The organism is Micromonospora chersina (assembly GCF_900091475.1).
Classification (GTDB): domain Bacteria; phylum Actinomycetota; class Actinomycetes; order Mycobacteriales; family Micromonosporaceae; genus Micromonospora; species Micromonospora chersina.
Genome location: NZ_FMIB01000002.1, coordinates 4,075,671 through 4,099,049 on the forward strand (window position 1 = coordinate 4,075,671; position 23,379 = coordinate 4,099,049).

The following is a 23,379-nucleotide window of genomic DNA, read 5'->3' on the forward strand; positions in this document are numbered from 1 at the left end:
GATGGCCGAGTTCTCGCTCGACCTGAACGAGGAACAGCGGGACCTTCGCGACTGGGTGCACGGCTTCGCCGCCGAGGTCGTGCGCCCGGCCGCGGCCGAGTGGGACGCCCGCGAGGAGACGCCCTGGCCGATCATCCAGGAGGCGGCGAAGGTCGGCCTGTACGGCTTCGAGTTCCTCGCCACCTGCTGGGCCGACCCGACCGGCCTCTCCCTGCCGATCGCCAGCGAGGAACTGTTCTGGGGTGACGCCGGCATCGGCCTGAGCATCTTCGGCACCTCGCTGGCCGTCGCCGCCATCTACGGCGCCGGCACCCCCGACCAGCTCGTCGAGTGGGTGCCGCAGTGCTTCGGCGACGTCGACCAGCCCGCCGTCGCGGCGTTCTGCACCACCGAGCCGGAGGCCGGCTCCGACGTCGGCTCGATGCGGACCCGCGCGGTCTACGACGAGGCCACCGACGAGTGGGTGCTCAACGGGCAGAAGGCGTACGCCACCAACGGCGGCATCGCCGGCGTGCACGTCGTCACCGCCTCGGTCGAACCCGAACTGGGCTCGCGGGGGCAGGCCGCGTTCGTCGTGCCGCCGGGCACGCCGGGGCTCACCGCCACCCGCAAGCTGCGCAAGCTCGGGCTCCGCGCCTCGCACACCGCCGACGTCTTCCTCGACGACGTACGGGTGCCCGGGCGCTGCCTGCTCGGCGGCCGGGAGGCGCTCGACGAGCGGCTCGCCCGCGCGCGCACCGGCCAGCGCGCCTCCGGCCAGGCCGCCATGCGCACGTTCGAACTGTCCCGACCGACAGTCGGCGCGCAGGCGCTCGGCGTGGCCCGCGCCGCGTACGAGTACGCCCTCGACTACGCCAAGGAACGGGTCCAGTTCGGCCGGCCCATCATCGAGAACCAGGCGGTCGCGTTCGCGCTCGCCGACATGAAGATGGAGATCGACGCGGCCCGGCTGCTGGTGTGGCGGGCCTCCTGGATGGGCCGCAACAACCGGCCGTTCAGCGCGGGCGAGGGCTCGATGTCCAAGCTCAAGGCCGGCGAGGTGGCCGTGTCGGTCACCGACCGGGCCGTCCAGCTCCTCGGCGGCGCGGGCTTCCTGCGCGACCACCCGGTCGAGCGGTGGTACCGGGACGCCAAGATCTACACCATCTTCGAGGGCACTTCCGAGATCCAGCGGCTGGTCATCTCCCGGGCCATCTCCGGTATGCAGATCCGCTGATCGCCGGCGGACCCCGACCCGACCCGCGGTGGCACCGCGCGCCGCGGGTCGGGCCGCCGGTCCACCTCGCACGTTCAGAGTGTCCGCAGGCTGGGCACCTGATCACGTGGGCTCGGCACCGCGCCGCCCCGGGTGCATGATCGGGAGAACACGAACGCGAAGGAGGGTCGCGACTTGGACCTGCCGTTCATCGTCGCCACGCTGACCCGACGCGGACTGCTCAATCCGGGCCGCCCGATCCGGGTGGCCTCCCAACTCAACGCGCTGCGCCGGTGGGGCTGGAGCCTCGCCGGGGAGCTGCGCCAGGCCGCCGCCCGCGACCCGGGGCGCGTCGCCGTCGTCGACGAGCACGGCGCCGCGCTGACGTACCAGGAACTGCTGGACCGGTCCGAACGGCTGGCCCGGTCCCTGCGGGCCGGGCTCGGCGTGCAGGCCGGCGACCGGGTGGGCGTGCTCTGCCGCAACCACCACGGCCTCATCGAGGCGATCGTCGCCGCCATGCTGCTCGGCGCGGACGCCGTCCTCGTCAACACCGGTCTGTCCGCGGCCCAGCTGGCCACGGTGGCCGAGGAGCAGGGCCTGCGCGTGCTCGTGCACGACGCCGAGTTCGCCGAGCGGATCCTCGGCCTCCCCGCCGAGCTGCACCGGGTCGACGAGCGCCGCCAGGAGGAGCTGATCGCCGGCGCGCTGCCCGGTGACCAGCTCCAGCCGCCGGAGCGCGACGGCCGGACCATCGTGCTCACCTCCGGCACCACCGGCGCGCCCAAGGGCGCCCGCCGGCCCACGCCGCACGGCTTCGGCCCGCTGGTGTCCATCATCGACCGCATCCCGCTGCACGTGCACGACACCGTGCTGATCGCCGCGCCCCTCTTCCACACCTGGGGGTACGCCGCCCTCCAGGTGTCGTTCGCGCTGCGCGCCACGATCGTGCTGCACCGCCGGTTCGACCCGGCCGCCACGCTGGCCGCCCTGGCCGCGCAACCCTGCGACGCGCTCTTCGCCGTACCGGTGATGCTGCAACGGCTCATGGAGGTGCCACCGCCCGCGTCCCGGCCGCCGCTCAAGGTGGTCGCGGTCAGCGGCTCGGCGCTCCCCGGCGGCCTGGCCACCGCCTTCATGGACCGCTACGGCGACGTCCTCCACAACCTCTACGGCTCGACCGAGGTCTCCTGGGCCTCCATCGCCGGCCCGGCCGAGCTGCGCACGGCCCCCACCACGGCGGGCCGACCCCCGCACGGCACCCGGCTGGAGATCCTGGACGACGCTGGCGAACCGGTCCGGGACGGCCGCGTCGGCCGGATCTTCGTGGGCAACGAGATGCTCTTCGAGGGCTACACCTCGGGCGCCGGCCGCGAGAGCCGCGACGGCCTGCTGGACACCGGCGACCTGGGCCGCATGAACCCCGAGGGCCTGCTCTTCGTCGACGGGCGCGCCGACGACATGATCGTCTCCGGCGGCGAGAACGTCTTCCCGTCCGAGGTGGAGGACCTCATCGCCCGCCTGCCGCAGGTCCGCGAGGTCGCGGTGATCGGCGTGCCGGACACCGAGTACGGCCAGCGGCTGGCCGCGTTCCTCGCCCTGCACCCCGGCGAGACGCTCGACCCGGAGGCGGTCCGCGAGTACGTCCGCCACTACCTGGCCCGCTTCTCCGTACCCCGGGACGTGGTGTTCGTGAAGTACCTGCCGCGCAACGCCACCGGCAAGGTGCTCAGCCGGGAACTCCGCCGCTACTACGGCTGAGCCACAGGGGACGGACGAGGCCCCATCGCCGGTGGTACCTTCCCTGCGCCGGCTGTTCCGGCAGTGCCTTCCACCCCCTCGGGAGCTGCTCGCATGGTCCGGATCCGTCGGCGCTGGGCCCTCGGTCTCCTCCTCGGTGGCGTCTCCGCCACGGCGCTCGGCACCTCCGAGCCCGTGCTCAGCCGACGCCGCGACGCCACGCCGGTCCGCCGGCAGTCCCCGCCCGTCGAGGTGGAGAACCGCGCGGCCGGCGAGCCCTGGTGGCCGCCGGAGGGCTCCCGGACCGCCGACGACCGGCGGCGGCAGATCCAGGGGTACGCCTCGACGACAAGCCTCGCCCCCGGCGAGTCCGTCGACTTCCACGTCGCGGTCAATCCGGCCGGCCGGTTCCGGATCACCGTGCACCGGCTCGGCTGGTACGACGGCGCCGGCGCCCGGACCATGCTGACCAGCCCGGACCTGGACGGCGCCCCGCAGCCGGTGCCGCCCGCCGACCCGGCGACCGGGGCCATCGCCTGCCGCTGGCCGGTGTCCTGGACCCTCCGCATCCCCGAGGACTGGACCTCCGGCCTCTACCAGGCGGTCTTCACCTCCGCCGACGGCTGGCGCGCGTGCACCCCGTTCGTGGTGCGGGACGACCGGCGGGCCGCCGCGCTCTGCGTGGTGCTGCCGGTGACCACCTGGCAGGCGTACAACCAGTGGCCGCGGGACCGGCGGGCCGGCAAGAGCCTCTACAACGGCTACGCCGCCAGCGGCCGGCGGGATCCGTCGCTGCGCGCGCGTGAGGTCTCCTTCGACCGCCCGTACGCCGACTCGGGCCAGCCCAACCAGTTCAGCCGGGACCACGACGCCGTCCAGTGGCTCGAACGCAACAGCTACGACATCAGCTACGCCACCAGCTTCGACCTGCACTCCGGGCGGCTCGACCCGGCCCGCCACCGGGGGCTGGTGTTCTGCGGGCACGACGAGTACTGGTCGGCGGAGATGCGCCGGGCCGCCGAGGCCGGGCTGGCCGACGGCACCAGCCTCGCGTTCCTCGGCGCCAACAGCGTCTACTGGCACATCCGGGTGCGACCCTCCGCCGACGGCCGCCCGGAGCGGGTCGTCGCCTGCGCCAAGACCACCCCGGACCCCGACGAGGACGCCGCCGGGCCCACGGTCACCTGGCGCGGCCTCGACAAGCCCGAGCAGGCGCTGCTCGGCGTCCAGTACAACGGCATCGTCGTCACCCCGCAGCCGCTGGTGGTCCGGTCGGCCGACCACTGGTTGTGGGCCGGCACCGGGGTGGCCGACGGGGACCGCATTCCCGGGGTCGTCCGGGGCGAGGCCGACGGCGTCCACGCCGGCACCGCCCGGCCCCTCGGACTCCGCGAGACCCCGCTCAGCGGGTCGCCCTACCCCGCACAGCAGGGCGGGCGGCGGATGCAGAGCACCCACGTCTACGAACGGCCGGGTGGCGCGGTGGTCTTCGCCACCGGCACGCTCGGCTGGACGATGGCGCTCAACCGGCGCGGGCACCGCGACGAGCGGATCGAACGGGCCACCGCCAACGTGCTCGACCGGATCCTCGGCCGCATGCCCCGCGGCGCGGTGCCGCCGGACGAGACCGGCCTCGAAACGGCGGATCAGCCGGCGGTCACGCCCGGCCCGACCAACCGCTGACGACGGCGTCAGCGCGTCCCGGCCGCCCGGACCGGCCGGTGGTCTTCTCCGAACGGCAGCCGTCGCGGTAACCCTCGACGGCGGCCGGCAGGTGGTCGCCTCGTCGCCGCCATCGGTCAGGACGGGGACGAGACGGCCGGGCCCGATCAGGCGGGGTCGATCGTCCACGGCGCCGCACCGCTCAACCCGGGTCGAGACGGCCGGGTCCGGTCAGCGGGAAGGCGGAGTCGGCCGTCCACCGGCCGCATTGCCGCTACAAGGCGGTCGACCCGGTCAGCCGGGAAGATCGATCTGGCCGTGCACGGCGGCGGCGGCGATGTCGGAACGGTGGTGCGAGCCGGCCAGCCCGATGCCGCGTACGACCTCGTAGGCGGCGTCCCGCGCGGCGGCCAGGTCGGGCCCGGTGGCCGTACCGCAGAGGACCCGGCCCCCGGCGGACCGCAGGCTGCCGTCGGCGTCGCGGCGCGTGCCGGCGTGAATGACGCCGGCACGGTCGGCGCCGGTGATGACGTCACCGGTACGCGGCGCCGCCGGGTAGCCCTCGGCCGCCACCACGACGGTGACCGCCGCGCCGTCACGCCACCGCAGCGGCGGATGCGCGGCAAGCGTGCCGGTGGCGGCGGCGTGCAGCAGCCCGCCCAGCGGCGTCTCCAGCAGGGCGAGCACCACCTGCGTCTCCGGGTCGCCGAAGCGGGCGTTGAACTCGATCACGCGCGGGCCGGCGGCCGTGATCGCCAGGCCCACGTAGAGCAGGCCGGCGAACGGGGTGCCCCGGCGGCGCAACTCGGCCAGCGTCGGGTGCACCACGTCGCGCATCACCTCGTCGACGAGGCCGGGCGGAGCCCAGGGCAGCGGCGTGTACGCGCCCATGCCGCCCGTGTTCGGCCCGGTGTCGCCGTCGCCGACCCGCTTGAAGTCCTGTGCGGGCAGCAGCGGCACGGCCGCCTCCCCGTCGGTGACCACGAACAGCGAGACCTCGGGACCGGCCAGGTACTCCTCGATCACCACCCGGCCGCACTCCTCCGCGTGCCGTACGGCGGCGGCGCGGTCATCGGTCACCACGACACCCTTGCCCGCGGCCAGCCCGTCGTTCTTCACGACGTACGGCGCACCGAACTCGTCGAGCGCCTTCCCGACGCTCGCCGCGTCAGTGCAGGTGTAGGCCCGGGCGGTCGGCACACCGGCCGCGGTCATCACGTCCTTGGCGAAAGTCTTCGAGCCCTCCAGCCGGGCCGCCTCGGCCGACGGGCCGAAGGCCGCGATGCCCTTGGCGCGGACCGCGTCGGCGACCCCGGCCACCAGCGGCGCCTCCGGACCGATCACCACGAGATCCGCGGCCACCTCGACGGCGAGCGCCGCCACGGCCGCCGGATCGGTGGCGTTGACGTCCCGCACCTCGGCCACCGCAGCGATCCCCGGATTCCCCGGAACCGCCACCAGCGCCTCGACGGAAGGATCAGCGACCAGCCCGAGCGCGAGCGCATGCTCCCGCCCTCCACCACCCACAAGAAGAACCCGCACGACGGCATCCTACTGACCACCCCACCCACCCTGTCGATCATGAGCCCGGCCGCCCGGATGGTGGTCTTCGTGCGGTGACAGCCGAACGCACCATCCAGGGGATGTAGTCCGGGCGCAGGGTGTCGGACCACGTGAAGCGCAGCACCGTCCAGCCGGCGTTGACCAGGCGGTTCTGCCGGTGCCGGTCGGCGAAGAGCGCCGCTGGCCCGCCGTGTGCGTGGCGACCGTCCGCCTCGGCGACGACCCGGGCCGCGCGCCAACCCAGGTCTCCGATCCCCAACAGGTAGCCGTCGCCGTCCCGGACCTCGATCTGGAGGACGTCCGGCGCGATCCCGCCGTCGACGCAACGGAGCCGGGTGCGGGTTTCCAGCGGAGACTGAGCCAGGCCGTTCGCCTCAGCGAGGTAGCGGCGGGCGGCGACCGCGCCACGTCGCCCCCGGAACAGCGACGGCATCCGTTCGAGATCGACAGGCGAGAGCAGGCGCCGGTTCAGCGCGGAGTCCAGCAGCGAGACAGCGCAGTAGCGCTCCTCCCGCAACACGAGGTCGGTAACGGTGCGCATGGCATCGGTCGCCATGATCCCCGCTACCCGCCCGAACTGCCCGGGTCCGATGACGAGTTGGTGCACCACCACCTCGGGATGAGAGTCGCGCACCGGCCGCGACGCAGAACCCGGAACCGACAGGTGGATCAGCTCGCTGCGCGGCAGCCCATCGATGCGGTGCAACTCGGCGGCAGTGCCCAGGACCGCTGCGGCGCCGGGACCGAACGACGCCACCGCTGCCCTGATCCGCGCCCGCCGCGGAATGCCGTCATAAGCGTCAGCGTCGACGAGATACCCACCGCGCGCCAGGGCCCGCCACCGACCCGCTCGGCACAGCCGCTGCACCTCGTGCACGGTGAAGCCGGCGGCCCGCGCCTGAGCCAGCGTCACCACACCATCCCGGGCCGCCGCAACCCGACGCACGATCGCCAGAGCATCCACACGGGGACCCTGCACCCCACAAACCCCGAAGAACCACCCCTGTGGAAAACCCTGTGGACACCCGGACGGGGAGGCCGCATTGATCATGAAGTTATTGCCACCGGACTCGGCGTATCAGCGCAATAACTTCATGATCACCGGGGCGATCGGGGGAGGGTGAGGGGGTGGGTGGCGGGAGGGCGGGGCCTTACGGGAGGAGGGGGTGGCGCACCACGTTTTCTTCGCGGCCTGGGCCTACGCCTACGATGCTGACCTTTGTGCCGCAGAGTTCTTCGATGCGGGCGATGTAGCGCCTTGCGTTTTCCGGCAGGTCGGCTTCGGTTCGGGCCTTCGTGATGTCTTCCCACCAGCCGTCGAGCTCTTCGTAGATCGGGGTGGCGTGGTGGAAGTCGGTCTGCGTCATCGGCATGTCGTCGAAGCGCTCGCCGTTAATCTCGTAGCCGACGCAGATCGGCACCTTCGGCATGCCGGTCAGCACGTCCAGCTTGGTGATGACCAGGTCGGTGACGCCGTTGAGGCGGCAGGCGTACCGGGCCACGACGGCGTCGAACCAGCCGGTGCGGCGCTCGCGGCCGGTCGTGGTGCCGTACTCGTGGCCGATCTTGCGCAGGTGCTGCCCGTTGTCGTCGAACAGCTCGGTCGGGAACGGGCCCGAACCCACCCGCGTCGTGTACGCCTTGCTCACCGCGATGACCTTGGTGATCGCGGTCGGCGGGATGCCCGCGCCCACGCACGCCCCGCCCGCCGTCGGGTTCGACGAGGTGACGAAGGGGTAGGTGCCGTGGTCCATGTCGAGCATGGTGGCCTGGGCGCCCTCCAGCAGGACGGTCTCGCCGCGGTCCAGCGCGTCCCAGAGCATCACCCGGGTCTCCGCGATGTACGGCCGCAGCCGCTCCGCGTAGCGCAGGTACTCCTCGACGGTCTCGTCGACGTCGATCGCCTTGCGGTTGTAGACCTTGAACAGCACCTGGTTCTTCTCGCGGAGCGCCAGCTCCAGCTTCTTGCGCAGGATGCCGGGGTCCAGCAGGTCCTGGAGCCGGATGCCCATCCGGGCGACCTTGTCGCCGTACGCGGGGCCGATGCCCCGGCCGGTGGTGCCGATGCGCGAGCTGCCCAGGTAGCGCTCGACCACCCGGTCCAGCGCCCGGTGGTGCGGCATGATGAGGTGCGCGTCACCCGAGATCCGCAGCCGGGAGACGTCCACGCCCCGTTCGGCGAGACCGTCGATCTCCTCCAGCAGCACCTTCGGGTCGACCACCACGCCGTTGCCGATGACGATCATCGCGTCCGGCGAGAGCGCGCCGGACGGCATGAGGTGCAGCGCGTACTTCTGGCCGTCCGGGGTGATCACCGTGTGGCCGGCGTTGTTGCCGCCGGAGTAGCGCACGACGTAGTCGACCCGCTCACCCAGCAGGTCGGTAACCTTGCCCTTGCCCTCGTCGCCCCACTGAGCGCCGATGAGCACGATCGCTGGCATCTTCTCCGCCTCCAGAAGGCTCGGGTGCCAGGTGGCGACCGGTCGGCGAGCCCGGGGTGTCAGGCTAACAAGTAGTGACGGCGGGACCGGCAGGGGTTCGTCGAGAAGCAGGAGGCTCCTTCGTGTACGACGTGGTGCTGCTCACCCTCGGCTCGGAGCGGGACGCTTCCGGTGGGGGCTGCGGCAGCGGTGGGGCCTGCTGCGGGGGCGCGTCCGAGGCGGCCGGCGAGAAGTCCGAGGAGCGCTGCGAGACGCCGCGCGTACCGGTGCTGGCCTGCGCGGACGCCCTGACCGCCCGGGGTGCCCGGGTGGAGACGGTGATCGCCCGTTCGGACGCGGAGATCGACGAGGTGCTGGCCCGCCTCGACGGCCCGCCCCGCGCCGACGGCCTCACCTGGCCGGACCCGGACTCGAAGACCCGGCTGGTCGTCGCCACAGCCAGTGACGGTCAGTTGCGCGCCGTGCTACGCCGGCTGGTCCGGCGGTACGCTCCGCCGCCCAGCCGCCGACCCGCCGACCTGCCCGAGAACCGGACCGTGCCGGACCTGCCGCCGGTCGGCGTACTCCCGCTCGACCCGGCCCGGTCCGGGACGGCGCGGGACCTGGCCGCGCAGCTCGGCCTGCCCCGCGACCCGGCCGCGGTGGCCGCCGCGGTGCTGGACGGCACCCCCCGCCGGCTCGACCTGCTGCGCAACGACGGCGGTTCGGTGACGCTGGACGGCGCGCTGCTCGGCGCGGCCGACGACGCGGGCCGGCCGCTGCACTGGCGGGCCCGGGTCGAGGTCGACGGCAAGCTGCTGAGCACCGGCGAGGAGCCGATCATGGCCTGCGCCATCGGCAACGCCGGCGGCTACGCGAGCCTGGGCGACGTGGCGCTGCTGGCCGACCCGGACCCGTCCGACGGCCGGGTCCAGGTGGCCGTGGCCGTGCCCGTGGTCACCCGCTCCGCGTTGGGCCGGAAGAGGGTACGGCTGGAGGTGCGCCGGGCCCGGGGCCGCGCGGCGGCGGTCGTACCGCGGGACGAGAAGGTGCCCTTCCTCGACGACGGCGTCGAGGGTGAGCTGAGCCGGAAGCGGTCGTGGTGGACCGAGCCGGGCGCCTGGGCGGTCTGGACGGCCTGACCTCCGTCGATCCCCGCTCGGGCCACCCGGCAGACCGGACGGCCTATCCTCGGCGGGAGGAATGGGGAGGAACCGTGGTGCACGAACACGCCGACCGGGCCCACGTGCCGGGTCAACCGCAGGTGCCGGAGCGGGACATCGAACCGCTCTGGCCGCCCGAGCAGGCCGACCCGGTCGTCACCGCCCCGCCGTGGGCGGCCCCGGCCCAGCCGAGCGCGGCACCCTGGCCCGTCCCGCCCGGCGACGCCGCACCGTCGACCCCGTGGCCGCAGCCGCCCGCTCCCGACGAGGCCCGCGCGGGTGACGTGGTGCCCGCACCCCGCGCGGCGCAGCCCCCGGTCGATCTGGACCTGCCGTTCACCCTCGACCAACCGCCAGCCACGCCAGCGGCGACCACCCCCGAGGCGAGCGCCCCCCGACCGGCCACCGCCGGCCGGGACGACACGGCTCACGGTTCCGGGGCCACGCCCGAAGCTGGCACGTCCGGAACGAGCGCTCCCCGGCTGGCTACCGGAGCAGCGGACGGAACCGGGGCCGACGCCCCTGCGGCCGACGGCGACACGCCTGCCGGAGAGGCGGAGAGCCCCGGTGACCGTGTTGCTGGCACGCCACCGAACGGCCGGCCCGACTCCCCCTGGGCTCAGCCTCCGCAGCGCGCGACCGCCGACCCCACTCCAGGGCCGCACACCGGTCCAGTTACGCCGTCAGCCCAGGGCGGCGCGGAGAGCCTGGCCTGCCCACCCGCCGCCGAACCGGTGACCCCAACCGACACGGCCGGGCCGACACAGCACGCCGCGGGCCCGACACCACCCCACACCGTCAGCTCGACCCAGCTCACAGCCGCTGACCCGACGCAGCACGCCGCAGGCCCGAACCTGGCCCACGCTCTCGACCAGGCCCGGCCCACCAGTGGCCCGGCCGCTTCCGCGCACGCGGCGCCCGCGGTCGGAGCCCCGACACCGGCGCAGGCGGCACCCCACGACGGCCCCGAGAGCTCCGCCCGGATCGCCGACGGGTCGCCCGAGGCCGAGACGCCCCGGCTCGGCCCTTTCCCGCCCTCACCCGGCGTGCCACTCCCGCAGTCCTACGGCGACGGGACGGCCTACCCGCCCGGACCGGTCGGCTACGGACAGCCGACGCCCGGGCCGGGCAGCTACCCGCAGCCGACGCCGGGACCAGCCGGCTACGGGCCTCCCGCACCAGCGCCCCAGGCCGGGCCTCCCGCGCCACCGCCGCACGCCGGGCCACCCGCGCCGGGTCCGCAGCCCCACCCGTCCGCGCCGGCGCCGCAGGCCGGGACGCCGGGGTGGTACCCGCCGGCCTGGCCCCAGCAGGCGGCCCCGCCCCCGCAGCCAGGCGCACCGCAGCAACAGCCCGCACAGGCGCAGCCGGCACCACAGCAGCCCGGGATGCAGCAGCCGGGGACGGCCGCGTACCCGGAGCAGGTCTGGACGCCGGCGAGCGGCACCCCGCCGACGGCGGAGGACTTCGCGCGGCGGCGGCAGGTCCGGCCCGTCGACCCGGTCGCCACCATGGGGGTACGGGCGGTGGTCAACAGGATCGGGCTGGTCCGGCTCGCGCCGGGGCGGCAGGAGCAGGAGATGCGGCGGGACATCGAAATGGTGCGCCGCAACTTCGGCGGGCTGCGCCAGGTGACGGTGGTCAACCCGAAGGGTGGTGCCGGCAAGACGGTCGCCATCCTGCTGCTCGCCATGACCTTCGGCCAGAAGCGCGGCGGGTACGTGCTGGCGTGGGACAACAACGAGACCCAGGGCACCCTCGGGATGCGGGCCCAGCAGGACTTCCACTCGCGCACGGTGCGGGACATGCTGCGTGACCTGGCCCAGTTCCAGGGCCCGCACGGCCGGGTGGGCGACCTGTCGCAGTACGTCCGCTCGCAGGGCGAGGGCATGTTCGACGTGCTCGCGTCGGACGAGTCGGCGACCGGCGGCGAGATGCTGACCGCGGCGGCGTTCGCCGAGATCCGCGAGGTGGTCAGCCGCTTCTACAAGCTGATCTTCGTGGACACCGGGAACAACGTCCGGGCGCAGAACTGGCAGGCCGCCATGGACGCCACCGACCAGCTGGTGGTCACCATGTCGGCGCGGAACGACTCGGCCGAGACCGCCGCCCGGATGCTCGACCACCTGGAGCAGAGCGGCCGGCAGCGGCTGGTCCGGCAGGCGGTGACGGTGGTGTCGATGCCGCCGTCCCGCAAGGAGATCGACCTGCCGGCCATCCAGGAGCACTTCGCCGCCCGGACCCGGGCGGTGCTGCTGGCGCCGTACGAGCGGCTCATCGACACCGGGGAGCCGATCCGGTACGGCCAGCTCTCCTCGGCCACGCGGGACGCCTGGTTGAAGATCGCCGCCTCGGTGGCGGAGGGGCTGTAGGACGGCGCGACGGCCGGCTCCTCGCCAGGACCCGGCCGTCGCGTCGGTTCAGTGGCTGGCCAGGGCGTCGCCGGCGGCCGGGTCGCAGTCGCGGAGGAACTGGGCGCAGCGCGCCGCCTCGTCCGCCTCGCCGATCTCGCCGGCCGCGCGGGAGAGCACGTAGAGGCAGCGAAGGAAGCCCCGGTTGGGCTTGTGCGACCAGGGCACCGGGCCGTGGCCCTTCCAGCCGCTGCGACGGAGCTGGTCGAGGCCCCGGTGGTAGCCGGTGCGGGCGTACGCGTACGCCGGGATGACCTGGCCCGCGGCGAGCGCCCGGGTGGCCAGCGCCGCCCAGCCCGCGCTGTAGGTCGGGAAGCGGGCCGCGACCTCGGCGTACGCCTCGTCGGTGTCCTGCTCGACGGCGGCCGCCAGCGCGGCGTCGGCCTCCTCGTGCGCGGGGAGCAGGGTGGCCGGTGGCTCAGGCAACAGGTTCTGCATCGCCCCATTCAACCCGCTTCGCCCGGGGGTACGCGAGGGGGTCCGGCCAGCCGGTCGGCTGAACGGCTGAGGGTTTCGTCACGCCTGCGGCGTCGCGCCCACGTACCCGCGGCTAATGCCGCGGCGCGACTTTTTCCACTACAACTACAGATCCGGAGCCTCCCCAGGACCCGGTTACGCAGGAGCCCGGTGGCCTGGCCGCCGGGCTCCTGTCCCTGCCGCCCGCGTTTGCCGGCTTGCCGCCGCGGGGCAGGATGATCTGGTGCCGACCCCACCTCCCGCGGACGTCATCGAGCCGCACGCCAACCCCGACGAGATCGAGACCCGGACCGCCTTCGACCGGCGGCTGGCCGAGGGGAGCCTCGCCGGCCTGACCGTGCAGGGCCTCCGCCTCGATTTGGACCCGGTCCCCGACCTGCGCGGCGTCGAGGTCGCCGGCACCCTCTTCGTGGGCTGCCGGTTCGCCGACCGCGAGGTCGGCGCGGACCTGGTCCGGCGGGGCGCGAACGTCGTCCCGCCCTTCTCCGGGCTGCCGTACCCGACCCAGCCGTCCCACCTCTACACCGCCGACGACCTGGCCGCCGGCTTCGCCGAGGGCGGCTTCGAAGGGATGTACGACACCCGGGTGTACGCGCACTTCCGGGCGCACGGCGGCGCCCTGCCCGACGTTCGCGAGGCGCTCGGCCAGCGGCTGCACGACCACGGGGTGGACAACGCCCTGGCCGACGCCACCCGGGCCTGGCTGGCCGTGCACGGGCCGCAGTCGGTGGTGGGCGTGATGGGCGGGCACGCGGTGCCGCGCGGCAGCGCCGCGTACCGGATGGCGGCGGTGCTGGGCTGGGAGCTGGCGCGGGCCGACCGGCTGGTGGTCACCGGCGGTGGTCCCGGCGTGATGGAGGCTGCCAACCTGGGCGCGTTCCTCGCGGCGTGGCCGGCGGAGGAGCTGACCGCGGCGATCGACCTGCTGGCCACCGCGCCCGACTTCACCGACCACGACCGCTACACCGAGGCGGCGCTGCGGGTCCGGGAGCGGTACGCGGCCGGGCCGGCCCTGCCCACGCCCCGCCCGGCGGCGGCCGGCACCGAGTGGGCCCGCTCGGGCGGCCTGGCCATCCCGACCTGGCTGTACGGGCACGAGCCGGCGAACCTGTTCGCCGGGCGGATCGCCAAGTACTTCTCCAACGCCATCCGGGAGGACACCATCCTGCGGCTGGCCCGGGGCGGGATCGTCTTCGCGCCGGGCCGGGCCGGCACGGTGCAGGAGGTGTTCCAGGCGGCCACGAAGACCTACTACGGCACCGACGGGGCGAGTGGCGCGTACGTCTTCCTGGACCGCACCTACTGGACCACCGAGCTGCCCGTGGAGTCGCTGCTGCGGCCGCTCTTCGCGGCCTCCCCGTTCGGCGACCTGTCGACCACGGTGCATCTCACCGACGACGTGCGCGAGGCGGTACGGGTCCTCACCGCCGGCTGAGACGCGCGGAGGCCGGCACCCGATCGGGTGCCGGCCTCCGGTTCACGCGGTGGTCACTTCATCGTGGTGCCGGTGGAGCGCAGGTGCTCGCAGGCCTCCACGACGCGGGCGGCCATGCCGGCCTCGGCGGCCTTGCCCCAGACGCGCGGGTCGTACATCTTCTTGTTGCCGACCTCGCCGTCGACCTTCAGCACGCCGTCGTAGTTGCGGAACATGTGGTCCGCGACCGGCCGGGTGAAGGTGTACTGGGTGTCGGTGTCGATGTTCATCTTCACCACGCCGTAGTCCAGCGCCTCGCGGATCTCCGACAGGAGCGAGCCGGAACCGCCGTGGAACACCAGGCTGAGCGGCTTGTCCTTGCCGTACTTGGCGCCCACGGCCACCTGGATGTCGTGCAGCACCGCGGGGCGGAGCTTGACGTTGCCCGGCTTGTAGACGCCGTGCACGTTGCCGAAGGTCAGCGCCGCCATGTAGCGGCCCTTCTCGCCGAGGCCGAGCGCGTCGACCATGGCCAGGCCGTCCTCGACGGTGGTGTAGAGCTTCTCGTTGATGGCGTTCTCGACGCCGTCCTCCTCGCCGCCCACGACGCCGACCTCGATCTCGAGGACGATCTTGCCCTTGGCGGCCTCGGTGAGCAGCTGCTCGGCGATCTCCAGGTTCTCGGCCACCGGCACGGCCGAGCCGTCCCACATGTGCGACTGGAAGAGCGGCTCCTGGCCGTTCTTCACGCGCTCCTGCGAGATGGCCATGAGCGGCCGGACGAACTTGTCCAGCTTGTCCTTCGGGCAGTGGTCGGTGTGCAGGGCGATGTTGACCGGGTACTTCTTGGCCACCTCGTGCGCGTACGCGGCGAAGGCCACCGCGCCGGTCACCATGTCCTTCACGGACGGGCCGGACAGGTACTCGGCGCCACCGGTGGAGACCTGGATGATCCCGTCGCTCTCCGCGTCGGCGAAGCCCTTGAGCGCCGCGTTCAGCGTCTGCGAGGAGGTCACGTTGATCGCGGGGTACGCGTACCGGCCGGCCTTGGCCCGGTCCAGCATCTCCGCGTAATCCTCGGGGGAAGCGATGGGCATGTCGAACGCTCCTTACTTACCGCTCTCGGCCGTGCAGGCCGCTCTCGTCCTTGGGTGCGCCGGACCGCGCTGTCCACCGCGGGAAGTATCCCGTAGGAGCGCGCGGCGGGCACAACCGACCCGGGAACCGCTCACCGCTCGTCCAGGCTGTCCGGCACCACGACGCTGATCAGCCAGCTCACCACCGCCATCACGATGGCGCCCCAGAAGGCGGCCCAGAAGCCGTTGACATGGAACGACAGGTCCAGCCCGCGGGCGATCCAGTCGGTGAGCAGGAACAGCAGCGCGTTGACCACGAGCGCGAACAGACCGAGCGTGAGCAGGTAGAACACGCAGCCGATCACCTTGATGACCGGCTTCAGCAGGGCGTTTACCGCGCCGAAGATGAGCGCCACCACGACCAGGGTGAACACGGTGTTGAAACCGTTGTGGCCGGTCACCTCCACCCCGGGCACGATGAGCGTGGTGACCCACAGCGCGACCGCGGTGATCGCCAGCCGGATCAGGAAGCCCACGTCACCATCCTGGCACCGGGTGTTCCCCCCGGAGGGAACAATCGCCGACTCCACCGTTCCGCCCGCCGCCGAGCGCGGGCCGAGGTGAGCCCGTACGGTGTGGTGGTGACTGTCCGCACCGAGATCCAGGGAGGGACGATGGGTCAGCCCGAGGAGGACTTCGCTCCGAGCGACCACCTCGCTCCGGAGGAGCGCGACCTGGAGGCGGAGCCGGCCGACGCGGTCGAGCAGGCCGCGGTGGTCACCCCCGAGGAGGGCGACGGTGAGCCGCACCGGGGCCTGGAGGTCGACGACTGGGACGCCATGGAGCAGGCCCGGGTGGTCACCGCCGACGAGGACGACTACCGCTGAGCAGGCGGGCGGGGCCGGCGGCCCCGCCCGCGTGTCAGCGCAGGGCCGTGACCTGCTTCGGGTGGGCCGCGGTCCAGTCGCCGAGCCGGTCGGTGCGCAGCGCGTCGAGGAACCCCGGGGCCAGGGCCGGGTCGAGCCGGAACCCCAACGGCGACTCCTCCGCCTTTCCGTGGCGGACCGGCAGGCCGACCGCGACCGGCTCGGCGGTGGCCGCCTTCCCGGCCGCCGAGACCAGGGCCGGAAGGGACAGTTCCCCGGTGTCGATCACCGCGCCCGAGCCGATCTTCGTGATCAACCGGCTGAGCAGCAGCGGATCGGTCAGCGCCCCCTGCTCTTGGACTCGGTGGAGCAGTCCGGCCGCGTACCGGGCGGCGTTGCGGTCACGGTCCAGCCCACCCTCGGGCATGTTGAACCGCTGGCGGAGCACGTCCACAGCGGCGGCACCGTCGAGCCGCTGGCATCCGGCGCGGTAGGTCCGGTGGGTGTGGTACGAGCGGACCGTGGTCGGCAGGCAGACCGGCACGCCGCCGACCGCGTCGGTGAGCTCGCGGGTCGCCCCGTAGGTGAGCACCGCGCCCGCGTCGATCCGTACGCCGGTCAGCTGGGCGACCACCTGCCGGGTCGCCCGGTATCCGGCGGCCAGATCCTTCCCCGACGGCCCGGCGCCGAAGGCGAAGGACGCGTTGAGCTTGTCGGTCCCCCGGCCGGGGATCGGCACCAGCAGGTCGCGTGGGAGGGAGACCAGGTAGAGCCGGCTGCGGTCCGCCGGGACGTGCACCAGCAGCACGGAGTCGGCGCGCCGGCCCCCGCCGGCCTGGTCCAGGCCGAGGAGCAGCACGTTCAGCGCCCCGGTGGGCGCCGGCGAGGGCGTCGCCAGCAGGTTCGCGGTCTCCGGCGGGCGCGGCGCGACCGCGGTGAAACCGGCCAGGGCGGCGGCGACCACCGCCAGCGCCGTACCCGCGAGCCGGAGCCGCAGACGTCGGCGCCGGCGGCGGACCACGGCCCGGTCGATGGCGGCCCGGACCGGGGCGGTGGGCGGGGTCAACGCCTCGCGCCTGGCGAACGCGGCCCGCAGGTCGTCCTCGATCATCAGCAGACCTCCACGTACTCGGCTCGGAGGGTGGCCAGGGCGCGGGAGATGCACGAGCGCACGGTGCCGACGGCGCAGCCGAGGATCTCCGCGATCTCCGCGTCGGGCAGGTCCTCGTAGTAGCGGAGCACCAGCGTGGCCCGCTGCCGCCGGGGCAGCCGCGACAGCCACGACCAGACCTGGTCGCGGTCCACCGCCGACTGCGCGTGGTCGCTCGGCGCCGGCACCGCCTCGTCCGGTTCGCCGCGCAGCAGCACCCGGCGCGCCCAGGAGCCGCGCCGCCAGTCGATGAACTGGTTGGTGAGCATCCGGCGCACGTACCGCTCCGGCGCGTCGCTGCGGGCGACCCGGCGCCAGTTGAGCTGGACCCGGACCATGGTCTCCTGCACCAGGTCCTGGGCCTGGTGCGGGTCGCCGGTCAGCATGACCGCGTACCGCAGCAGGGCGCTCAGCCGCGCGTCGGCGAACTCCTCGTACGTCACTGCACCTCCCGGTGTCCCGCCCTGTTGACGGGCACGGGCCGGCGGAACATTGCACCGACCCTGATCAGCCGTTCGGTCAATATCTGCCGATGCAGGCGCCCCGGGACAGCGGAGCGACTTAAGGCTTCTTTAAGCTCCACGGGCTCCACCTGATCATTCACGGGAGGAACCCCCAACCATGCTTTCCCACTCCACCCGGCGCTGGCTCGCCGGGCTGGGCGTCGCAGGCGCATTCGTCGCCGCCTCCGCCACCCCCGCCGCCGCGGCCGACTCATTCCAGCTGATCTCCTACGACACGCTGGTCGCGCCGGGCCACTCGGTCCTCAACTACCTCTACGCGTACGACCCCGAGAGCGAGAAGGAGCTGCAGAAGCTCACCCTCGACCTGGACCTGTCGAAGGTCGACGACTTCGCCACGCTGGAACTGGCGAGCGGCGGCTGGGACTGCGCCACGACCGACGCCAACCTGCACTGTGAGGCGGTGGCCGGCGAGTGGGGCGTACCGAGCTTCGACTACTACCTGACCGCGAAGTCCGACGCCACCCCCGGGCAGAAGGCCGAGATCGCCGTCAAGGCCAACGGCGACGGCAAGGTCGCCACCGGCTCCGTCAGCGTCACCGTGGCTGAGGGCGTCGACCTCCAGAGCGAGCCCGAGGACAGCGTCGACGGCGCGCCGGGCGCCGAGGTCGGCCTGCCGGGCACGGTCCGCAACGGCGGCGAGAACACCGCCCACGGTGCCGTGTTGCGGCTGCAGAGCGACTGGTTGACCCCTTACGTCGGCAACTTCAGCAACTGCGAGTACGACGACGGCCTGCCCGCCATCTGCCGCTTCGACACGGACCTGGAGCCGGGCAAGAGCTACAAGCTCTCCGCACCCCTTCCGGTCAAGGTGGACAAGACGGCACGCACCGGCAGCAGCGTGGTCAACTACATGGACTGGTGGACCAAGGACGACTGGGCGCTGATCGAGAAGGACCCGACCTGGCCGATGCCTCCGGGCAAGCCGGGCACCGGCGACGAGCTGCGCCTGATCGAGGTGGGCGCCGCGCGGCAGTCCGTCCCGCAGACCGACGTGGACCGGTGGAACAGCTTCACCGACATGAGCGTCGTGGTGACCGGTGACAACGGCGCCGACCTGGCCGCCGTGGGCAGCACCGCCACCGGCAAGGCCGGTGACCAGGTGAAGGTCTCCGCCGGCGCCCACAACCTCGGTCCGGCCCTGGTGGAGACCTGGCGCGAGGAGGGCCCGCTCACGGTGGTCGAGGTGCCGCAGGGCACCACCGCGGTCAAGGTCTCCGAGGACTGCGCTCCGTGGGTCCAGGACGAGCCGTGGAACCCGTGGGACCACGCGGGTGAGCCGGGTGCGGCGAAGTACGGCTGCATCGGTTACGGCGACCTCGCCAAGGGCGACACCACCACGTGGGAGTTCACCCTCCGGATCGACAAGCTGACCGGCGAGACCTCCGGCAAGGTGGCCACCAAGCTCGCCGGGGACCCGAACGAGTCCAACAACTACGCCGCCATCACCGTCAAGCCGGGCACCGCCGGCAACGGTGGCGAGGGTGGCAACGGCGGCAACGGCGGCGGCGAGGGTGACGGTGGCACGCTGCCGATCACCGGTTCCAACACCGCCCTGATCGCCGGCGTCGGCGCGCTCCTGCTCGCCGCCGGCGCGGCCGGCTACGTGGTGTCCCGCCGCCGCAAGACCCGCTTCGTCGCCTGACCGGAGCCCCACGGAACCCAGGTGCCCCGCCGACCGTCGCGGTCGGCGGGGCACCGTCGTGTCCGCCTGAAAACCGGACGACGCAAGATCGCCGGAGCTGACACCATCGACGGGTGCTGCTGACCCTGACCACGACCCACCGCCCCGCCACCGACCTCGGCCACCTCCTCGTCAAGCACCCGGACCGCGTGCAGAGCTTCGACCTGCCCGCCGGCACCGCGCACGTGCTCTACCCGGAGGCGGACGAGGCGCGGTGCACGGCGGCGCTGCTGGTCGAGGTCGACCCGCTCAAGCTGGGCGGCGGCCGGGGCCGCCGGCAGGCGACCACACCGGACAGCTTCACGCTCGGGCAGTACGTCAACGACCGCCCGTACGCGGCGTCCAGCCTGCTCTCCTCGGCGCTGGCGAAGGTGTTCCGCTCGGCCCTGCGTGGCGAGTCGCGGGACCGCCCCGAGCTGGCCGCCGCCGCCATCCCGCTGGAGGTGCGGGTGCCGGTGCTGCGCTGCCGGGGCGGCGCCGAGCTGGCCGTACGGGTCTTCGCCCCGCTCGGCTGGACCGTGGCGGCCACCCCGATCCCGCTGGACGAGGCGTACCCGGAGTGGGGCGACAGCCGGTACGTCGACCTGACGCTGACCGGGACGCTGCGGCTCGCCGACGCGCTCAACCACCTCTACGTGCTGCTGCCCGTGCTGGACGACGCCAAGCACTACTGGGTGGCACCGGACGAGGTGGACAAGCTGCTGCGGGCCGGCGCCGGCTGGCTGGCCGACCACCCGGAACGTGCCCTCATCACCCGCCGCTACCTGGCGCACCGGCGCGCCCTGGCCGGGGAGGCGATGGCGCGCCTGGCCGAGCTGCGCCTCGCCGACGAGCCGCCCGCCGACGACAGTGTGGAGACCGACCAGCCGGCCGAGGCGCCGCGGGCCTCGCTGGCCGTACGCCGGCGCGAGACGGTGCTGGCCGCGCTACGCGACAGCGGGGCGTCCCGGGTGCTGGACCTGGGCTGTGGGGGCGGCGCGCTGCTCACCGCGCTGGTCGCCGAGCGGCGGTTCACCGAGGTCGTCGGCACCGACGTGTCCAGCCAGGCGCTCACCCTGGCCGCCCGGCGGCTGCGGCTGGACCGGCTGCCGGAGCGGCAGCGGGACCGGATCCGGCTCTGGCAGTCGGCGCTGACCTACCGGGACGACCGGCTGCGCGGCTACGACGCGGCGGTGCTCATGGAGGTGGTCGAGCATCTCGACCCACCGCGGCTGCCGGCGCTGGAGGACGCCGTGTTCGGCCACGCCCGGCCCGGCACGGTCGTGGTGACCACGCCGAACGTGGAGTACAACGTCCGCTACGAGGGGCTCGGGGCGGGCCGGTTCCGGCACGCCGACCACCGCTTCGAGTGGACCCGGGCCGAGTTCGCCGCCTGGGTGGAGCGGGTGGCGACGGCGTACGGCTACACGGCCACGATCGGCGGTGTCGGCGACGAGGACCCCGAGCTGGGCTGTCCGACCCAGCTGGCCGTACTGAGCAGAACGGACACCGACATCCGGAAGGAGGAGACGACCCGATGACCATCCTGGACATTCCCGAGCTCGCCCTGGTGGCGCTCGTCGGCGTCTCCGGCTCCGGCAAGTCGACGTTCGCCGGCCGGCACTTCCGGCCCAGCCAGGTGCTCTCCTCGGACACCTTCCGGGGCATGGTGGCCGACGACGAGAACGACCAGTCCGCCTCCGGCGACGCGTTCGACGCGCTGCACCACGTGGCCGGGATCCGGCTGCGCCGGGGCCGGCTCACCGTTGTCGACGCGACGAACCTCCAGCCGCACGCCCGGGCGGGGCTGATCAAGGTGGCCCGGGAGCACGACGTGCTGCCGGTGGCCGTCGTGCTGGACGTGCCGGAGGCGGTGGCCTGGGAGCGTACGCAGTCCCGGGCCGACCGGACGCACGGCCGGCAGGTGCTCGCCCGGATGCAGCGGGACCTGCGGCAGTCGTACGGGCGGCTGGCCCGGGAGGGCTTCCGCAAGGTGCACGTGCTGCGCGGCGTCGAGGAGATCGAGGCCGCCGAGATCCGCTACGAGAAGCTGTTCAACGACCGGCGCGAGCTGACCGGGCCGTTCGACATCGTCGGTGACGTGCACGGCTGCCGCGAGGAGCTGGAGGCGCTGCTGCTGCGGCTGGGCTGGTCACTGCACCGTGACGACGCGGGCCGCCCGGTGGACGCCGTGCACCCGTCGGGGCGTACCGCGGTCTTCGTGGGTGACCTGGTGGATCGCGGCCCGGACTCCCCCGGGGTGCTGCGCCTGGTGATGGGCATGGTGGCGGCCGGCCACGCGATCTGCGTGCCGGGCAACCACGAGCAGAAGCTGCTGCGCAAGCTGCGCGGCCGGGACGTGCGGCTCACCCACGGCCTGGCCGAGACGATGGCGCAGCTGGAGTCGGAGCCGGCGGAGTTCGTGGCGTCGACGGCGGCCTTCATCGACGGCCTGGTCAGCCACTACGTGCTGGACGGCGGCCGGCTGGTGGTGGCGCACGCCGGTCTCAAGGAGGCGTACCACGGCCGGGCGTCCGGGCGGGTGCGGTCGTTCGCCCTCTACGGGGAGACCACCGGCGAGACCGACGAGTACGGCCTGCCGGTGCGCTACCCGTGGGCGCGCGACTACCGGGGCTCGGCCATGGTCGTCTACGGCCACACCCCGACGCCGGAGCCGGAGTGGGTGAACAACACCATCTGCCTGGACACCGGCTGCGTCTTCGGCGGCAAGCTCACCGCGCTGCGCTACCCGGAGAAGGAGCTGGTCGCCGTCCCGGCGGTCAAGGAGTGGTACGCCCCGGCCCGCCCGCTGGTCGCGCCCACCCCGGCCCGGCCGGACACCGTGCTGGACCTGGCCGACGTCACGGGACGGCGGCACCTCACGCACGCGTACGGGACGCTGACCGTGCCGGCCGAGAACGCGGCCGCCGCGCTGGAGGTGATGAGCCGGTACGCGCTGGACCCGGACCGGCTGGTCTGGCTGCCGCCGACCATGGCGCCCTGCTCGACCTCGACGGTGGAGGGGTTCCTGGAGCACCCGGCGCAGGCGTTCGCCGACTACCGGACGGCCGGCGTCGACCGCGTGGTCTGCGAGGAGAAGCACATGGGTTCGCGGGCCGTGGTGCTGGTGGAGCGGGAGCCCGGACGGTTCGCCGGCGGGGCGGTGCACACCCGCACCGGCCGGCCGTTCTTCGGGCCGCCGCTGGACGGGGAGCTGCTGGCCCGGGTCCGCGCGGCGGTCACCGCGGCCGGCCTCTGGGCCGAGCTGGGCACCGACTGGCTGCTCCTCGACTGCGAGCTGCTGCCCTGGTCGGCGAAGGCGGGCGGGCTGATCCGCGAGCAGTACGCCGGGGTCGGCGCGGCCGGCCGTGCGGCCCTGCCGGCGGTGCTCGGCACGCTGGACGCCGCCGCCGGGCGCGGCCTGCCGGTGGGCGAGTTGCGCGACCGGATGGCCGACCGGGCGGCCGAGGTCGAGGCGTACTCGGCGGCCTACCGGGCGTACGTCGGGCCCACCGACGGGCTGCGCGGGGTGACGCTCGCGCCGTTCGCCGTGCTGGCGGGGGCCGGGGCGAGCTACGCCGACCGCGACCACGGCTGGCACCTGGCGCTGGCCGACCGGCTCTGCGCGGCCGACCCGGAGTTCTTCACCCCGACGCGGCGGCAGGTGGTCGACCTGGCCGACGAGGGGGCCGTGGCCGCGGCGACCGACTGGTGGCTGTCGCTCACGGCGGCCGGCGGGGAGGGCATGGTGGTCAAGCCGTACGCCGGACTCGCCGCCCGCTCGCCGAAGGGGTCGCTGCTCCAGCCGGGGATCAAGTGCCGGGGCCGGGAGTACCTGCGGATCATCTACGGTCCCGGGTACACCGGTCCGGGGCAGCTCGCCGCGCTGCGCAAGCGGTCGCTGGGGCGCAAGCGCGGGCTGGCCCTGCAGGAGCACGCGCTGGGCCTGGCCGCCCTGGACGCGCTGGCCGAGGACGCCCCGCTCTGGCGCCGCCACGAGCTGGTCTTCGCCATCCTCGCCTGCGAGTCGGAGCCGGTCGACCCGCGGCTCTAGACCC

General features: G+C 73.7%; 18 protein-coding genes. 10 read left to right on the forward strand and 8 right to left on the reverse strand.

All coding sequences use genetic code 11. The annotated features are described in order from the left end of the window. Position 1: 1 nt before the first annotated feature. From GA0070603_RS18945 to GA0070603_RS18955, 3 genes are all read left to right on the forward strand, one after another. Positions 2–1,216, forward strand: a complete 1,215-nt coding sequence (locus tag GA0070603_RS18945) for an acyl-CoA dehydrogenase family protein (protein WP_091315826.1) — start codon at positions 2–4, stop codon at positions 1,214–1,216. A 174-nt stretch (positions 1,217–1,390) separates the two neighbouring features. Next, complete coding sequence (locus tag GA0070603_RS18950; RefSeq protein ID WP_091315830.1) at positions 1,391–2,956, forward strand: AMP-binding protein; 1,566 nt, start codon at positions 1,391–1,393, stop codon at positions 2,954–2,956. A 93-nt stretch (positions 2,957–3,049) separates the two neighbouring features. Next, entirely contained in the window at positions 3,050–4,618 is a 1,569-nt protein-coding gene (locus GA0070603_RS18955; RefSeq protein ID WP_091315833.1) for a N,N-dimethylformamidase beta subunit family domain-containing protein, read from the forward strand. A 273-nt stretch (positions 4,619–4,891) separates the two neighbouring features. Here GA0070603_RS18955 and purD read toward each other — a convergent pair whose 3' ends face one another. The 3 genes from purD to GA0070603_RS18970 all read right to left on the reverse strand — a co-directional run bounded on the left by purD (position 4,892) and on the right by GA0070603_RS18970 (position 8,601). Then, complete coding sequence (gene purD, locus GA0070603_RS18960; RefSeq protein WP_091315836.1) at positions 4,892–6,139, reverse strand: phosphoribosylamine--glycine ligase; 1,248 nt, start codon at positions 6,137–6,139, stop codon at positions 4,892–4,894. A 37-nt stretch (positions 6,140–6,176) separates the two neighbouring features. Further along, positions 6,177–7,124 carry a type IV toxin-antitoxin system AbiEi family antitoxin domain-containing protein gene (locus GA0070603_RS18965; RefSeq protein ID WP_091315840.1) on the reverse strand — a complete coding sequence of 316 codons (948 nt, stop codon included), beginning with the start codon at positions 7,122–7,124 and terminating at the stop codon, positions 6,177–6,179. Positions 7,125–7,311: 187 nt separating this feature from the next. Continuing rightward, a complete protein-coding gene (locus GA0070603_RS18970; RefSeq protein ID WP_091315843.1) occupies positions 7,312–8,601 on the reverse strand; it encodes an adenylosuccinate synthase in 1,290 nt (429 codons plus the stop codon). 122 nt (positions 8,602–8,723) lie between these two features. On the opposite strand from GA0070603_RS18970, the gene GA0070603_RS18975 reads away from it, so the two are divergent. Together GA0070603_RS18975 and GA0070603_RS18980 are read left to right on the forward strand one after the other, a co-directional pair. Next, a complete protein-coding gene (locus GA0070603_RS18975) occupies positions 8,724–9,722 on the forward strand; it encodes a diacylglycerol kinase family protein (protein WP_091315846.1) in 999 nt (332 codons plus the stop codon). A 503-nt stretch (positions 9,723–10,225) separates the two neighbouring features. Next, entirely contained in the window at positions 10,226–12,115 is a 1,890-nt protein-coding gene (locus GA0070603_RS18980; protein WP_425270510.1) for a MinD/ParA family ATP-binding protein, read from the forward strand. A gap of 48 nt (positions 12,116–12,163) precedes the next feature. Here GA0070603_RS18980 and GA0070603_RS18985 read toward each other — a convergent pair whose 3' ends face one another. Beyond that, complete coding sequence (locus tag GA0070603_RS18985; protein ID WP_091315851.1) at positions 12,164–12,592, reverse strand: DUF3151 domain-containing protein; 429 nt, start codon at positions 12,590–12,592, stop codon at positions 12,164–12,166. A gap of 262 nt (positions 12,593–12,854) precedes the next feature. Between GA0070603_RS18985 and GA0070603_RS18990 the strand changes: the two genes are divergently transcribed. After that, positions 12,855–14,066, forward strand: coding sequence for an LOG family protein (locus GA0070603_RS18990; RefSeq protein ID WP_091315855.1), 1,212 nt, complete (start codon positions 12,855–12,857; stop codon positions 14,064–14,066). Positions 14,067–14,119: 53 nt separating this feature from the next. Here GA0070603_RS18990 and fbaA read toward each other — a convergent pair whose 3' ends face one another. Then, positions 14,120–15,142: a class II fructose-bisphosphate aldolase gene (gene fbaA / locus GA0070603_RS18995; protein ID WP_091315858.1), complete on the reverse strand. Its 1,023-nt coding sequence runs from the start codon at positions 15,140–15,142 to the stop codon at positions 14,120–14,122. 131 nt (positions 15,143–15,273) lie between these two features. After that, positions 15,274–15,657: a phage holin family protein gene (locus GA0070603_RS19000; RefSeq protein ID WP_091315862.1), complete on the reverse strand. Its 384-nt coding sequence runs from the start codon at positions 15,655–15,657 to the stop codon at positions 15,274–15,276. A 138-nt stretch (positions 15,658–15,795) separates the two neighbouring features. Between GA0070603_RS19000 and GA0070603_RS19005 the strand changes: the two genes are divergently transcribed. Next, positions 15,796–16,008 (forward strand): hypothetical protein, encoded by a 213-nt coding sequence (locus GA0070603_RS19005; protein ID WP_091322095.1) that lies wholly within the window; start codon positions 15,796–15,798, stop codon positions 16,006–16,008. A gap of 34 nt (positions 16,009–16,042) precedes the next feature. Here the strand turns inward: GA0070603_RS19005 and GA0070603_RS19010 are convergent, their stop codons facing one another. Together GA0070603_RS19010 and GA0070603_RS19015 are read right to left on the reverse strand one after the other, a co-directional pair. Further along, the gene (locus GA0070603_RS19010; protein WP_091315865.1) at positions 16,043–17,098 is read right to left on the reverse strand and encodes an LCP family protein; all 1,056 of its coding nucleotides are present in this window, start codon (positions 17,096–17,098) and stop codon (positions 16,043–16,045) included. Further along, a complete protein-coding gene (locus tag GA0070603_RS19015; RefSeq protein WP_091315870.1) occupies positions 17,098–17,580 on the reverse strand; it encodes a SigE family RNA polymerase sigma factor in 483 nt (160 codons plus the stop codon). The genes GA0070603_RS19010 and GA0070603_RS19015 overlap by 1 nt, the downstream gene beginning before the upstream one ends. Positions 17,581–17,758: 178 nt before the next feature. Here GA0070603_RS19015 and GA0070603_RS19020 point away from each other — a divergent pair, with 178 nt between their 5' ends. From GA0070603_RS19020 to GA0070603_RS19030, 3 genes are all read left to right on the forward strand, one after another. Then, on the forward strand, positions 17,759–19,303 hold the full coding sequence (locus tag GA0070603_RS19020; protein WP_091315873.1) for an LPXTG cell wall anchor domain-containing protein: 1,545 nt from the start codon (positions 17,759–17,761) through the stop codon (positions 19,301–19,303). A 113-nt stretch (positions 19,304–19,416) separates the two neighbouring features. Next, on the forward strand, positions 19,417–20,862 hold the full coding sequence (locus GA0070603_RS19025) for a 3' terminal RNA ribose 2'-O-methyltransferase Hen1 (protein ID WP_091315876.1): 1,446 nt from the start codon (positions 19,417–19,419) through the stop codon (positions 20,860–20,862). After that, entirely contained in the window at positions 20,859–23,375 is a 2,517-nt protein-coding gene (locus GA0070603_RS19030; RefSeq protein WP_091315879.1) for a polynucleotide kinase-phosphatase, read from the forward strand. Before GA0070603_RS19025 ends, GA0070603_RS19030 begins: the two co-directional genes overlap by 4 nt. The last annotated feature ends 4 nt before the right edge of the window (positions 23,376–23,379 follow it).

What these genes read in the sequence shown, in the direction of transcription:
- GA0070603_RS19005 (WP_091322095.1), top strand. Translation starts at nt 15,796, where the DNA reads ATGGGTCAGCCCGAGGAGGACTTCGCTCCGAGCGACCACCTCGCTCCG.
- GA0070603_RS18985 (WP_091315851.1), bottom strand. Translation starts at nt 12,592, where the DNA reads ATGCAGAACCTGTTGCCTGAGCCACCGGCCACCCTGCTCCCCGCGCAC.
- fbaA (WP_091315858.1), bottom strand. Translation starts at nt 15,142, where the DNA reads ATGCCCATCGCTTCCCCCGAGGATTACGCGGAGATGCTGGACCGGGCC.
- GA0070603_RS19010 (WP_091315865.1), bottom strand. Translation starts at nt 17,098, where the DNA reads ATGATCGAGGACGACCTGCGGGCCGCGTTCGCCAGGCGCGAGGCGTTG.
- GA0070603_RS19030 (WP_091315879.1), top strand. Translation starts at nt 20,859, where the DNA reads ATGACCATCCTGGACATTCCCGAGCTCGCCCTGGTGGCGCTCGTCGGC.
- GA0070603_RS18955 (WP_091315833.1), top strand. Translation starts at nt 3,050, where the DNA reads ATGGTCCGGATCCGTCGGCGCTGGGCCCTCGGTCTCCTCCTCGGTGGC.
- GA0070603_RS19020 (WP_091315873.1), top strand. Translation starts at nt 17,759, where the DNA reads ATGCTTTCCCACTCCACCCGGCGCTGGCTCGCCGGGCTGGGCGTCGCA.
- GA0070603_RS18970 (WP_091315843.1), bottom strand. Translation starts at nt 8,601, where the DNA reads ATGCCAGCGATCGTGCTCATCGGCGCTCAGTGGGGCGACGAGGGCAAG.
- GA0070603_RS18945 (WP_091315826.1), top strand. Translation starts at nt 2, where the DNA reads ATGGCCGAGTTCTCGCTCGACCTGAACGAGGAACAGCGGGACCTTCGC.